The 15,995-nt window shown below is 47.4% G+C and carries 1 protein-coding gene; it reads right to left on the bottom strand.

All coding sequences use genetic code 11. The annotated features are described in order from the left end of the window. Positions 1 to 33 precede the first annotated feature (33 nt). Positions 34 to 15,984: a hypothetical protein gene (locus R2Q66_RS08260; RefSeq protein WP_316747739.1), complete on the bottom strand. Its 15,951-nt coding sequence runs from the start codon at positions 15,982 to 15,984 to the stop codon at positions 34 to 36. Between the last annotated feature and the right edge of the window lie 11 nt (positions 15,985 to 15,995).

Below are 15,995 nucleotides of genomic sequence, written 5' to 3' on the forward strand. Positions count from 1 at the left end.
AAAAGTAAATCACGCAAGGGTCTTTTTCCTGCATTATGGTGTTACCGTATCCCGGATACAACGTACGGAGTATCCAAAAGACTTAAAAGCATCTGAACTATTAGCAGCCAGAACCTCTGAACCATTCGAACTCAGTTGAAGACTGATTCCCATCCTGTTATCGTATCTTACACTGCTCCAGTAACGGCCGATAATTCCTCTGGTCGTACCAAGGGTTCCGTAGTTACTTTCTAAGATTCCCGCATTGTGTATTTTCAGCACCGAATTAAAGGCATCCTCATCTTTTTTCCAGTTTTGTGGAGCTCCATCAACTGCAATCCATTCGGTGGACGTGGGTAGTCGCCAACCCCCACCTAACATCTGCACACAAGGGTCGCTGGTTGGTTGCCAGTTTAAATCTTCATTAAACATAGGCGCCCATGGCGTAGAAGGCAGGCGGGTACTTGTTTTTACTTCGTAACCTTGTACCCGGTTAAACTGCCAGTACCATCCCGCGGCCTCCGGATTCGTGTCATTAAAGGCTTTAGCGGGTTCAGCAGCTCCTAAATTCTGTGCCAGCCAACAACGCGGAGCCCCGCTGATATGGGTACTGATGGTTTGATAAGTGATCGTCTGGTCTACCGCGGATCCGTTAATTCCGGCCTTATGAACCACCGTAACCGGATTACATATTTTAAAGCTGCTCACTGCCGGACTGTAAACCAAACCAACGCTGGTTTCTACATAGGCCCTCACATGATAAGTAGGACCTTCTACCAATCCATTCATCAATACTGAAAACTCACCGAAGCCAGTCCCGGAATCTATAATCTTCTGATCGTTGACCGTAGGGATCGCATTTGTGTTACTCCAAACCAGACCACGCGCAAGGATCGGTCTACCTCCTGAGGTCGCAACCGCAGCAACCGCTGTAGCCGTACTGGCAGTCATATTTGCCGTAGGCACCATCGCATTACTGACCGTAGGCAGTGTTGCAATGATCTCATCACGGAGACAGCGGACAGGGATCGCTATAGCCTTATACAGATCCCCGATACCCATTGCGCCATTAAAGCTCAACCCTTTTCCATTAGCAGGATAATTGCTGACCGTTGAGGAGGTCCAGTACTGGAATCCGGTGCCCCGGGCAGACAGGTCTCCGGGAGCTGTGGAAGACAGGCTTCCCGCATGATGGAGTTTCAGTACCGAGTCATAGATTGCAGCGGTGCTAGTCCAGCTTTGTGGCTTACTCACCACGCTATTCATCTCCGTGAAGGTAGGTAGTCTCCAACCTGCCCCCATCAACTGCACACAAGGATCTTGCCCGGGATTCCAATCCCATGATTCAGAAATGGCAGTGGTCCAGGGTGTCCAGGAATTGGATGGTGTACGTGTGGTACCGTCATGTTTATAACCCTGGATACGGTTAAACTGCCAGTACCATCCGGCAGCTGCTTCAGCAGCATCATTTACGGATGTTGCCTGGCGATCTGCCCCCAGATTTTGCGTAATCCAGCAACGGGCATCAGTACCACTAAAATTAGTACTTACCGTACCATAAGTCAGGGTTTTATCTACCGGCGCGCCATTTAATCCGGCCACATGAACCACCGTAACGGGATTACAAATCTTAAAACTGGCAACCACCGGACTGTATCCGGTACCGATTGCATTAGTCGCATAAGCACGTACGTAATAAGTTGGCCCATCTGAAAGTCCGGTTAAAGTCTCTGTAAAATCACCTGTTAAACTTCCATCCGGCAAGACACTTGCGGCAGGTAAAACCTGATCGCTCAGGGTCGGTATTTTATTGGTTGTACTCCAGACCAGTCCACGTCCGGTAAGGACAGCGCCACTATTGGCAACTACAGTTGCTGACCCTGTCGCTGAACTTTCTTTCATTCCGGAAACCGGCACCAGTACATTACTTACCACTGGCACCGAAGTAGTTACCGCATCGCGGATACAACGTACGGAGTATCCAAAAGATTTATAAGCATCTGCACTATTACCAGCCAATACCTCTGCACCTGAAGCACTCAGTTGAAGACTGATCGCCATCCTGTTATCGTATTGCGAAGCGCTCCAATAACGTCCTACAATTCCTCTGGTGCCACCAAGGGTTCCGCCATTACTTTCCAATATCCCTGCATTGTGTAATTTCAATACAGAATTATAAGCATCCTGATCTTTTGTCCAGAGTTGCGGAGCTGCATCAACTGCAGTCCATTCTGTGGACGTAGGTATTCTCCATCCTCCACCTAACAACTGAACACATGGGTCGTTGGCGGGTAGCCAGGCTGAATTTTCGTTAAACATTGGCAACCATGGCGTATAAATAGTTGCTGCTGGTTTACGTGTTGTTGTTTTTACTTCATAACCCTGTACCAGGTTAAACTGCCAGTACCATCCCGCAGCCTCCGGATTCAGGTCATTAAAGGCTTTAGCTTGTTCGGAAGCACCTAAATTCTGTGTGATCCAGCAACGTGGAGCGCCACTGATATTGGTACTTACCGTTTGATAAGTGATCGTTTGATCTACTGCGGCTCCATTAAATCCGGCTTTATGGATGACCGTCAAAGGAGCACATATTTTAAAGCTGGTTACTGCCGGACTGTACACCAGGCCTAAGCTGGTTTCTACGTAGGCTCTCACATAATAAGTAGGTCCTTCTGTTAATCCATTCATCAGTCCGATAAATTCACCAATGCCTGTTCCGGAATCTAGGATTTTCTGGTCGCTGAGGGTAGGAACAAGCGTTGTACTGCTCCAAACCAGGCCACGTGCGATGATTGGTTTACCTCCTGAAGTTGCAACTGTAGCGATGGCCTTAGCCGAATTGGCGGTCATGGTTGCAGTAGGTACCATCACATTACCGACTATAGGCAGCGTTGCGATAATGTCATCACGTAAACAACGGACAGGTATCGCTATAGCCTTATACAGATCCCCAACGCCCATTGCACCATTAAAGCTCAACCCTTTTCCATTGCCCGGATAATTGCTGACCGTTGAAGAGGTCCAGTACTGGAATCCGGTGCCCCGGGCAGACAGGTCTCCTGGAGCTGTGGAAGTCAGACTTCCCGCATTATGGAGTTTCAATACCGAGTTATAAATTGCAGCGGTGCTGGTCCAGCTTTGTGGCTTGCTCACTACGCTATTCATTTCCGTGAAGGTAGGTAGTCTCCAACCTGCCCCCATCAACTGTATACAAGGATCCTGGGTAGTCAACCAATCCCATGATTCAGAAATCGCAGTTGTCCATGGTGTCCAGGCATTAGCTGGCGTACGGGTGGTTCCATCGTGTTTGTAACCCTGAATACGGTTAAACTGCCAGTACCATCCGGCTGCTCCTTCAGCAGCATCATTAACTGAGGTTGCCTGGCGATCTGCACCCAGATTCTGTGTAATCCAGCAACGGGCATCAGTACCACTAAAATTAGTACTAACCGTACCATAAGTAATGGTTTTATCTACCGGCGCGCCATTTAATCCGGCCACATGAGTCAGGGTAACGGGATTACAAATCTTAAAGCTGGTCACGGTCTGACTGTATCCGGTGCCGATTGCGTTCGTTGCATAGGCACGTACATAATAAGTTGGTCCTTCAGAAAGTCCGGTTAAAGTCTGTGTAAAATCACCCTTCATCGCTGCTGCAGGTAAGACCTGATCAGTCAGGGTTGGTATTTTATTGGTTGTACTCCAGACCAATCCGCTTCCGGTCAGGGCAGCACCACCATCGGCAACTACTGTGGCTGATCCTTCAGCTGAACTTTCTTTCATACCTGAAAGTGGTACCAATACATTACCTACCATTGGAATGGCGGCAGAGACTGCATCGCGGATACAACGTAAAGTATAACCATTGGCTTTATAAGACTCTGTAGAACCACCGGGAGCGATGTAACTATTTGTCGCAGAAATCTGCAAACTAAGGCCAAAACTATTCTGAGAAGGGCTGGAGTTCCGGAATTGCGTACTACTCCAGTAACGTCCCATACTTCCTCTGGTTACCCCTATCGATCCGGTGTTCATCTCTAACATCCCTGCATTGTGCAATTTCAATACGGAATTATAAGCATCCTGATCTTTTTTCCAGTTTTGTGGAGCTGCATTTGCGGCGGTCCACTCGGTAACCGTCGGCAATCGCCATCCTCCGGCTAATAACAGCACACAAGGATCATTGGCCGGTTGCCAATCCAGATCTTCCGTAATCATACCCAACCATGGGGTATAGACTGTTGGTGCCGGCATACGTGTCGTTGTTTTTACTTCGTAACCCTGCACACGGTTAAACTGCCAGTACCATCCCGCGGCCTCCGGGTTCGTGTCATTGAAGGCAGTAGCCTGTTCGGAAGCACCTAAATTCTGTGCGATCCAGCAACGCGAGGCGCCACTAATATTGGTACTTACCGTTTGATAAGTGATGATTTGATCTACTGCTGCGCCATTAAATCCAGCCTTATGAATGACCGTCAAAGGAGCGCATATTTTAAAGCTGGTTACTGCCGGACTGTAAGCCAAACCTACGCTGGTTTCTACATAAGCTCTCACATAATAAGTAGGTCCTTCTGTTAATCCATTGATCAGTCCGTTAAACTCACCAATGCTTGTTCCGGCGTCTATGATTTTCTGATCACTGATGGTCGGAATAGGATTAATACTGCTCCAAACCAGACCACGTGCAGTGATTGGATTACCTCCTGAAGTCCCAACCGTAGCGATGGCCTTAGCCGAATTGGCGGTCATGGTTGCCGTAGGCACGATCACATTACTGACCGTAGGTAATGTTGCTATGATTTCATCACGGAGACAGCGGACTGGCATCGCTGCCGCCTTTTCCTGATCAGCAACAGCAAATGTGCCATTAAAATACAATGCTTTTCCATAGCTATTAGAGCCGGCAACCGTTGCGGAGGTCCAGTATTTAAGTGCTACACTGCCGGTAGTCATATTTCCGGGCGCTGCCGAAGTCAGGTACCCGGCATTGTGGATCTTCAATACAGAGTTGTAAAGGTCTGTAGGCGTAGTCCAGGTCTGTGGCGCAGCGATCACATTAGTCATTTCTGTTACAGTAGGTAATCTCCAACCCGAGCCCAGCAACTGCATACAAGGATCCTGCGCAGCAAGCCAGCCATAAGGTTCATTAATATTGGCTGTCCATGGGGTCCAGGCATTGGATGGCGTACGGGTAGTGCCATCATGTTGGTAACCCTGGATACGGTTAAACTGCCAGTACCATCCGGCTGCTTGTTCGGAAGCATCATTCACTGATGTTGCCTGGCGGTCGGCACCCAGATTCTGTGTGATCCAGCAACGGGCATCACCATTAAAGTTAGTACTTACGGTGCCATAAGTCAGGGTCTTATCAACCGGTGCTCCATTCAATCCTGCCGCATGCACCACAGTAAAAGGATTACAAATTTTGAAGCTGGTCACTGTCGGACTAAATGCGGTACCCATTGCATTGCTTGCATAAGCACGCACATAATAGGTTGGTCCATCTGAAAGTCCGGTTAAGGTTTGCGTAAAATCACCTTTCGTTGTTCCTCCAGGCAATACCTGGTCATTCAGATCTGGTATTTTATTGGTTGTACTCCAGACCAGTCCACTTCCGCTCAGTTCCGCACCACCATCGGCAACTACCGTTGCTGTTCCTGCTGCTGAACTTTCTTTCATGCCTGAAAGCGGTACACTTACATTACTCACCTGTGGTAACGAAACGGTTACCCCATCACGGATACAACGTAAAGAATAACCATTGGCTTTATAGGCTTCGGTAGCAGCACCAGAAATTACGCCCGAAGCTGTGGCAGAAATCTGTAGACTATTGCCAAAACTATTCTGAGAAGGACTAGAGTTCCGGTATTGCGTATTACTCCAAAAACGTCCCAGAGTTCCTCTGCTTGTACCAAGGGTTCCGGTGTTCATCTCTAACATCCCTGCATTGTGCAATTTCAATACGGAATTATAAGCATCCTGATCTTTTTTCCAGTTTTGTGGCGCCCCGTTTGCGGCAGTCCACTCGGTAGAAGTAGGCAATCGCCATCCTCCTCCTAATAACAGGATACAAGGATCGTTAGCAGGTAGCCAGTCACGGTCTTCGGTAATCATACCCAACCATGGTGTGGAAGGAGTTGGCGCCGGCATACGGGTTGCTACATTCACTTCATAACCCTGTATCCGGTTAAACGGCCAGTACCATCCGGCAGCTTCCGGTTTTTTGTCGTTAAAGGCTGTAGCTTGCTCAGAAGCCCCTAAATTCTGTGCCAGCCAGCAACGCGGATCACCGCTGATGCTGGTACTTACGGTTTGATAAGTAACTATTTTATCTACTGCAGCGCCATTAAATCCAGCCTTATGTATGACGGTAAAAGGCAAACAAACCTTAAAAGTAGTTGAAGAAACACTATATCCTGTTCCAGCAGCATTGGTGGCAAAAGCACGCACGTAAATCGTTGGTCCTTCCGGCAAATTGGTCAATGTGCCCACAAATGTTTGCAGGTCAGAACCCATCACTACCTGATCGGTAATTTCGGGGGTGTTTTTTGTATTGCTCCATACAAAACCTCTGGCCGTTATCGGAAGTGCGCCGTCAGAAGTCAGCGTAGCGGATGCTTCCGCTACATTGTCTTTCAGGCCTGCGGCAGGGATGGTGACCAGGCTCAATTTGGGTTTAGACAATACAACGGTATCTCTGATACAACGTACTGAAAAAGCCATGGTCTTATCCCTATTGAACACCTGGGTAGCACTATAGACTAGTAAAGCGCCTCCTTCATTCTGTCTCGAAGTTGTACTACTCCAGAAATAACCGGATTCCCCCTGATATTGATTCGTTGATCCGTTAGTTAAACCTGATCCCATCAGTTTCAATGGAGAATTATAAGCATCAGCGATGGTGTTCCAGTTTTGAGGCGCCCCATCGGCAGTAGTCCATTCCGCAGCGGTTGGTAAACGCCAGCCTCCACCCAATAACAGGTCACATGGATCATTTTCTGGTAACCAGTTGTAATATTCGTTGTAGCTGGTATTATTCCAGGGAGCAACATCATTGCCAGGCGTCCTGACTGCGCCATCCTGCTTATATCCTTGTTTACGGTTAAACTGCCAGAACCAACCTGTAGAAGGCTCTGTAAAATCGGTCATACTAGCTGCCTGATGATCTGCACCCAGGTTCTGGGTCGTCCAGCAGCGCAGTGCACCGGAGATATCAGTACTTACCGTACCATAAGTAACGGTTTTGGTTACCGGAGCTCCATTTAATCCGGCAGTATGGGTGACTGTAAATGGGTTGCAAATTTTAAAGCTGGTCACCTCCGCGCTGTATCCGGTACCAATTGCATTGCTGGCAAAGGCACGTACAAAAACGGTTGATCCTTCAGCAAGACCGGTCAATGTGCCGGTAAAAGTTTCCAGATTTGACCCTGAAACCTTTTGGTCTGTCATTTCAGGTTTCTGATTGCTGCTACTCCATACAAAGCCGCGGGAAGTGATTGCATTACCCCCATCGGAAGTCAACACTGCCGACACTTCTGCTGATGACGTTTTTATCCCCGATGCAGGAACGATCACTTTACTTACTTTTGGTTTTTGCAAGGCAACCGTATCTCTTAAACAACGTAATGAAAAAGCATAACCTTTTTCCTGGTCCATCACAGAAGCTGGCAGATTACTGCTGATCATCGCTTTAGCATTCGAATTGTTTTGCGTAGTACTACTCCAGAAATAACCAAATACATTTTGATTTCCTACCGATCCTCCCGCAGTATAACCCGTTGCATTAAGTTTCAATGGTGAATTATAGGTATCGGTGATGGTATTCCAGTTTTGAGGTGGCCCATCTGCTTTGGTCCATTCTGCTCCTGTAGGGATACGCCATCCACCGCCTAGTAACAGTTCGCAAGGATCGTTCTCTGGTTGCCAATCGATATTTTGATTTGGGGTATAAGCGGTCCATGGCGCAACCGCCTGTGAAGGAGTTCTGGTTGCTCCGTCTATTTTATACCCCTGACTACGGTTAAATTGCCAGAACCAACCTGTTGAAGGTTCTGAGTAATCAGAGATACTGGTTGGCTGACGATCGGCCCCAAGATTCTGGGTGATCCAGCAACGTGCTGCACCAGAAATATCAGAACTTACCGTACCATAAGTAACCGTTTTAGATACCGGAGCACCACTCAGTCCTGCCACATGAACCACGGTAAGCGGGAGACAGATTTTAAAGCTCGTTACTTCCTCACTATAGCTAATTCCAGCTTCACTGATCGCATACGCACGAACATAATAAGTAGGTTTTTCCGTCAGCTGCTCTAAAGTGCCGCCAAAATCAGGGCTCAGCATAGATCCTGCTATGATTTTTTGATCCGCTATAGTCGGAACCTCCGATTTACTACTCCAGACTAAACCTTGTTCCGTAATTTTCGCACCTCCGCTACTCAATAGTTTAGCGGATAAATCGGCAGTAGTAGCAGTGGTTTTATCAATTTTAACTTTACTTACCGTTGGGGGAACCAAACCTGTAGTTAAGCTATCCAATGGACCATACCCGGTACCTATACTATTTGTAGCATATGATCTGAAATAATACAATTGCCCCGGAGCTAAGCCGCTAAGCTTACTCACAAACACCCCTAATCCCAGTCCATCACTTGTTTTGGTGGTCAGGGCGATGGTTGGGTTGGTTACATTACTCCACACGACACCGCGGGCCGTCACCTTCAGTCCGCCTTCATTCAGGACTTCTCCTCCGGTACTTGCCGAGGCACTGGTAATTTCTGTTGCCGGACTCGTCTTCAGTGTTGGTACATTTAAAGTGGTTAAACTATCCGTATGACCATAACCGGTTCCTTCTGCATTGGTCGCATAGGCACAGATGTAATATTTTGTTCCTTTGTTTAAGCCTGTTAACGGTGCAGTGAAAGCATTCAGTCCTGTACCATTTAGTGTTTTTGTTGTAAGCGCAATGCTGAGGTCTTTTTCGGTACTCCAGATTACCCCTCTTGCCGTTACCGACAAGTTGCCTTCGCTGGTCACTGTGCCACCAGTAGTAGCAGTGGTTTCCGTTATCGCGGAAGGTATCGTGGTGGTCACAACCGGGAAAGTTGGGGTGTTCAACACGGTTGGCGCCGCACTCCATCCTGTACCGACACTATTGCTGGCATAAGCCCAGATAAAGTATTTGGTTCCCTTAGCTAATCCGGTCAATGTACCTGCAAAAACACCGTTTACACCCACAGATATCAGGCTGTCCGGGTTTAAAGGAAGTGCTGGTATTTTCGATACTTTGCTGTAATAGAAACCACGATCAGTGATTTCATCACCGCCGTTACTGGTTAAAGTAGCACTCAGATCAAGACTGGTTCCTGTCACATTAGATAGGCTTGCCATGCCTACTATTGGCGGAACAGCTAGGGTAACGAAACTGAGTTCTTCCCCGTAAGCAGTGCCTTTAATATTCGTCGCAAAAGCACGGACATAGTATTTAGTACCTGAAGTTAAACCGCTAAAAGGAATAGAAAAATCTCCGGTACCTCCGGTTGCATGGTTCAATCTTGTGGTTAAAGCAATGGTTGGATTCGGGCTGGTACTCCAGCAGATTCCGCGTTGCGTAACAAGCATTCCACCATCGTCTATGACATTTCCACCACTGGTTGCCGAGCTGCTGCCAATCACTGTCGGACTGTTCGTCTGCAAGGTTGGCAACATCACCGGTAAGGTGGTAAAAGAAATCTGGCTGCCATAAGTGGTCCCTACCGCATTGATGGCATAAGCACGCACATAGTAAGTAGTCTGATCACTTAATCCGGTCAGGAAGGCTTCAAACTTCCCGATTCCGGTAGTCGTTTTATCGACGGTTTTATAATCTTTCGCCAGGGTTGGCATTCCCGTAGTGTTCCAGGTTACACCTCTCTCCAAAATTGGCGACCTGCCATCATCGGTAATATCTCCACCACTGGTTGCAGTCGTAGCAATGATATTGGTCACAGCGGTAGTCACCGTTAAAGTAGGAAGCGCATTGGTGAGGAAGGTTCTTTCTACCCCATAAGCGGTTCCGATTTTATTCTGTGCATAGGCACGTACATAGTATAAAGTATTCGGGATTAAGCCGGTCATTGAGGCGGTATAAGTATCCTGCCCCGGACCGTTTGAAGTTCTGCTATCCGCGATGGTTGGGTTGCTTCTAATGCTCCATACCAATCCTTTCTGGGTGATATCTGCACCACCGTCGCTGGTAATTACCCCGCCACTATTGGCAGAAAAACCACCCGTTTCAGTTACTTCGCTGGTGCTCAGAATCGGAGCTGTCGGGAATAAAGTAACCGTAACCTGGTTGCCATAAGCAGTACCCACACTGTTCCTTGCATAAGCGCGAACAAAGTAAGCAGTGCTCAGTTTTAAGTTGATCACTTCAGATGTAAACACACCCATTCCAGCGCCGTTAACTGTTTTGTTGACCAGTTCTGCATCCGGGTTAAAGTTGCGGTCTGAACTCCATACCACCCCTCTTTGCGTTACCGGAGAGCCGCCATCTTTCAGGACGTTTCCACCTGAAGTCGCTGTCGATTTAGAAGTAGGCGTCAGGTAACCGGTGGTTAAGGTTGGTAAAATGGCAGGCGTTGTAAAAGTAACCTCATTTCCATAAGCCGTTCCCTGACTGTTTACCGCATAAGCGCGGACATAATATAAGGTAATCGGTTCTAAACCGCTGATGTTACTGATAAATGAATTTCCGGAACCGGTATCATTTCTGGTTTCATTTGGAGAACCAAGTACCGGGTTCGTACTCGTACTCCAGACTACGCCCTGATTGCTGATTGGAGCTGCACCGTCAGAAATAATAGTACCACCACCGATAGCGGTGATTCCGGCAGAAGAAACCGTTACCGGAGCAGTCGTCAAAGTAGGGACGATCAGCGTGGTAAAACTCAGTTCATTTCCATAAGCCGTTCCCACACTATTGTTCACATAAGCCCGGATATAATACGTAGTTCCTGCTTTTAGCCCGTTTAGGGTACTATAGAAAGTTCCTTTTCCGGCTCCCGTCTGAATTGTTTTCTGATTGATTACCGTATCTGGTCTGAAACCAGATTGCGTACTCCAAACCATCCCTCTGGTTAATGCCTCTGCCCCACCGTCATCGGATATATAGCCACCGGTATTGGCGCCGGAGCCTGTAATTCCGCTGGCCTCTCTGGTACTTAAAGTAGCCAGTACCGGTGGATCTGTCTTAAAGTTTAACTTGTTTCCGTAAGTTGTTCCGGCCACATTTGAAGCATAGGCCTGTACGTAATAAGTAGCATTTGCTTTCAGGTTTTTGAGGTTACTTTCGAATGTACCGTCTCCATTACCATTGCTGGTTCTGTTCACCGTGATCGTATCCGCATTGAAGAATTCTACCGGGCTCCAGACTACTCCGCGATTATACACCCTGGAACCGCCTTCGTTGGTAATATCACCACCACTGATGGCGGTAGTACTACCTGTTGCTTTAGAGAAAGCGGTAGTCAGCACCGGCAATTGAGGCGTCAGGAAGTTGACCATATTGCCATAGGTAGTGCCCACACTGTTGATCACATACGCACGGACATAATATACTGTATGTTGTTTTAAGCCGGTTAAAGCAGTACTGAAACTGCCGGTAATGTACCCGGTTTCTGCCGTTTTATCTAAGGTAACGGTATCCGGATTGAAGTGTTCATCTGTACTCCAAACCACCCCTCTTGTGGTCACTAAGGCACCTCCATTGGTTAACACCGTACCACCGGCAGTAGCCGTAGTGGTCGAAGTTGCCGTTGCTGGATTGGTGGTTAAAGTCGCCAGAATTGCAGGTAAAGTGCTAAATGTTTTTTCAGCACCATAGGCAAGGCCAACACTGTTGATCGCATAAGCTCTGACATAGTAAATGGTGCTGCCCAGCAGGTTGGTTATTGGCGAAACAAAGCTGCCCATACTGGTAATATTACCTACCTGGTTATCGTTTATCGTTGGCATCGACTGGGTACTCCAAACTACACCACTACCCGTTACCACGGTTCCGCCATTGCTGGTAATGGTACCTCCGGCAGATGCCGACATGCTGGTAATCGTATTTGTAGCGATTTCATCCGTAGTCAATTCCGGGAAGCCAAAAGTTCTGAATTCTTCTTCATTGGCCGCGTAAGCGATGCCGACACTATTGGTCGCAAATGCCCGCACATAGTAAACGGTGCCAGGCAATAAGCCGGTCATGGTCATCGAGTAATTATTCGCGCCAAATACATTTAGTCTGTTGGTCGCGGCACCTTCCGGATCAAATCCTTTTTGCGTACTCCATACCAAACCACGGTCGCTAACCACCGCGCCACCATTGCTGTAAATTGTTCCGCCACTGATCGCAGTGATTCCTTTCGGACCGCTGGTTACGGTGGTTGTGCTGATGGTAGCCAATACCGGCGGAGCAGTTATAAATTGTTGCACATCGCCATAGGCAATACCTGCGCTGTTGATCGCATAAGCACGGATATAATACGTAGTACTACCAATCAATTCGGTTAATCCCTGAACAAAAGTTCCAATCCCGGAACCTCCTGAGGTATGCGCATCGTCTACCGTTGGCAAGCCTGCGGTGCTCCAGCAAACCCCGCTTTGTATTACCGGTGTACCGCCATCGGCAGTAATGATACCACCACTATTTGCCGTATTGGCCTTAATTAAAGTAGCCGGTAAAGTAGTCAGTGTAGCAATCGTTGCAGTGGTAAAACTGAGTTCATTTCCATAAGCTACCCCTACTTCATTGACCGCATAAGCACGGACAAAGTATTTAGTTAATGGGCTTAAACCGCTCATTGCAGTATTGAAAAGTCCTTTCCCCTGGCCACTTGCCTGAGATCCCTCAGTAATTTCCGGATCACCTGTCGTGTTCCAGCAAATCCCTCTTGAGCTGACCGGACTTCCACCATCATTAATAATTTCCGCAGTGGCGAAGGCCGTTACTCCGCCAATATTTTCTATTTTAAGTGTGTTGATTGCCGGTAATATGGCCGGAGCCGTCATAAAGCTTTCTTCATTTCCGTAAACCGTAGCGATCCCATTTCCGGCATAAGCACGAACATAATATCGGGTGCTACCCGTTAATCCGGTTAAGTAACTTGCAAACTGCGCGCTTGTTTCTCCGTTGCTCACTACCGTACCCCAGGTCGTTGGGTTTGGCGCGGTTCCGTAAGCGATACCGCGATAAACAACGCCTGAACTTCCAGGGTTTAAAATATGACCTCCTGTAGTTGCGGTAAAGCTCGTAATCTGTGTTACCGGTAAAGTGCTCAAGCTAATATACAATGGCGTAATGAAGCTCATTTCCCTGGTATAAACCGTACCTGCACTATTGGTCGCATATCCTTTGGCATAATAAACAGTACCTGGTATCAATCCTTCCAGCTGTACTTCAAAGCCACCAATATCAGTACCGTTTGCGGTTGTGGATTCCGTTTGCAGATAAGTCAGTTTGTCGTTACTGTAGGCAATCCCTCTGGATAAAATTTTACCACCACCATTGTTTTGAATCCAAACCTGACCATGGGCCTGCGTATCTTTAATATCAGTAATCGTTAGCGTTTGGTAAATCAGGGTTGGCAATTGAGGCGCTGGCGTCACAAAAGTGATTAAATCGCCATAGGCCTTTCCAAACCTATTTTCTGCATATGCACGGACATAGTAAGTGGTGTTTCCAAGTAGGTTACCCAGGAAACTCTGATAAGTTCCGGATCCAGTTCCGTCTTTGGTCATTCCTGCTTCCAGGTCATCGCCAGGATCGCCGGTTTTGCTCCAATACACGCCTTTTGCAGTAATATCGGCATCGCCATTGCTGGTAATTATTCCACCACCTGTTGCTGTCATATTGGTAATGGCAATCACTGGTTGTGTGCTGACTTCAGGAATACCCGGAATCAGGCTAAAAGTTTTATCTGCACCGTAAGCGGTACCCACCACATTGGTAGCATAAGCCCTGACATGGTAAACCGTATTCGATTCTAAACCGCCCATCACACTGTTAAACACACCCAAACCAGCACCATTGCTGCTGGATGTACTATTAATTAGTGAAGGGTTTTCTTCCGTACTCCAGACAACCCCGCGGACAAGTACAGGAGCTTCTCCGTCATTCAGTACTTCACCCCCACCTTTAGCGGTATTGTTATAGAAAGAACCGGCGGCAAGGGTACTTACTGTTGGATAATCAGGCGTGCGGAAAACCTCTTCGTTACCATAAGCCACACCCACTTCATTTACCGCATAAGCACGGACATAATAAGTTGTTGCCGGTATTAAATCTTTCATCAAACCACCGAAACTTCCATTGCCATCACCAGCAAAAGGAGCCTGTGTTTTTGTCGGCAGGTCTATCGTTGGCAAGGTGCTGGTGTTCCATACAATCCCGCGTGCGGTTACCTGAACCCCGCCATTGTGACTGATCTGACCACCGCCATTAGCGGATACACCAGTCAGGCCAGAAGGCTTAGTCGTGGTAATGAGGGCCAGTGAATTGGTCACAAAACTCGTTTCCGAAGTATAAGCTGTTCCGGCACTATTGGTCGCATATCCTTTGGCAAAATAAGTGGTTCCAGGAAACAAATTAGTTAGATTGGCGATGTAAAGCCCAATATCTGATGGGTTGATGGTTGATGAAGTTCCATGCGTCCAGGTGATATGATCGGTACTCCAGGCGAATCCTCTATCGGACACAATTGCCCCACCGTTATTTAAAATATTGACTTCGCCAATGGCGGATTTATCGGTAATATCGGTCACCGTTACCGTAGCTGAACTCAATGCCGGCGGTACTGGTGGCGGCGTAGTAAAGCTCAGTAAATTACCATAGGCAATGCCCATTACATTGACCGCATAGGCCCTCACATAATAGGTTGTATTTCCTAATAAGCCTACCATAGAACTTGGGAAAATCCCTACTCCCGACCCATCGTTAGTTAAGATGGCATCCTTATCATCCAGTGGATCACCTTTGATACTCCAACGGATACCACGGGCAGAAACCGGGCTACCTCCATCGTCACTGATATCGCCACCACTAAGGGCATCGATACTGGTAATCGTATTTATTGGTAAAGTAATGAGGATTGGCAAGTCGTAAAGGGTCGTAAAAACTTTATCTTCCCCGTAAACGGTACCCATGCTATTGGTGGCATAAGCGCGCACATGATAGGTTGTATTTTGAAGCAGGTTACTCAATTGATCTGTAAAAATACCCAATCCACTACCGGTTACGGTGCTTACTGTTTTGGTGCTTAAAGAAATGTCCGGGTTTGGATTGGTACTCCAGCAAAAACCTCTGGTCGTGATGTCTATGCCGCCATTACTAATCACTTCTCCCTGCCCAAGTACGGTGGTTCCTTTGATATCAGCTACCGCGAGGGTTAATACTTCTGCGATACATTTTAAGTCCTGCCAATTTGTTCCGTCGTAATACCGCAATGCGCTGCTTGTTGAATTCAGGTAAAAAGCACCTGCAGTTACGCTGCTTTTTAAAGGATCAGCTGCCAGTACCGGAAGCTTAAAAGTTTGGGCTTCTGCTCCTGCGGCGAAACCGCTGTTGGGGCTGAAAACACTTTTGCTCAGGTCCTGGATCTTAACCCAGGCCAGGCCATTATAGATCATGGCAGATTTCTGGATGAAAGAAAAATAAATGGTTCCCGGGGTGCTGCTGTTTGCCGGGTCTTTAGTTAATACCGGCAAATAGGAAATCCCTGCTTTGACCATAAAGTAGTCTTCGGGGCTTACCGTTCCCATGGTATTGGTACACAAACTTTCCCAGCTGCTGCCGTTATAGATTAATGGTTTTACCTGAATGCTACTGAAAATCAGCATTCCCGTTTTGGCTTCGGTGATGCTGGCTTGATCTAAAACAGGTAAATGAGGGATCCCGTCTAAAACGCGAAAATAGGATTGTGCAAAGGCTGCGTTCCCAAGAAAAATTAAAAATAGAAATACGGAGTATAGTTTTTTTTTCAATGGGAGCGCTA

The organism is Pedobacter gandavensis (assembly GCF_032677645.1).
Taxonomy (GTDB): Bacteria; Bacteroidota; Bacteroidia; order Sphingobacteriales; family Sphingobacteriaceae; genus Pedobacter; species Pedobacter gandavensis_A.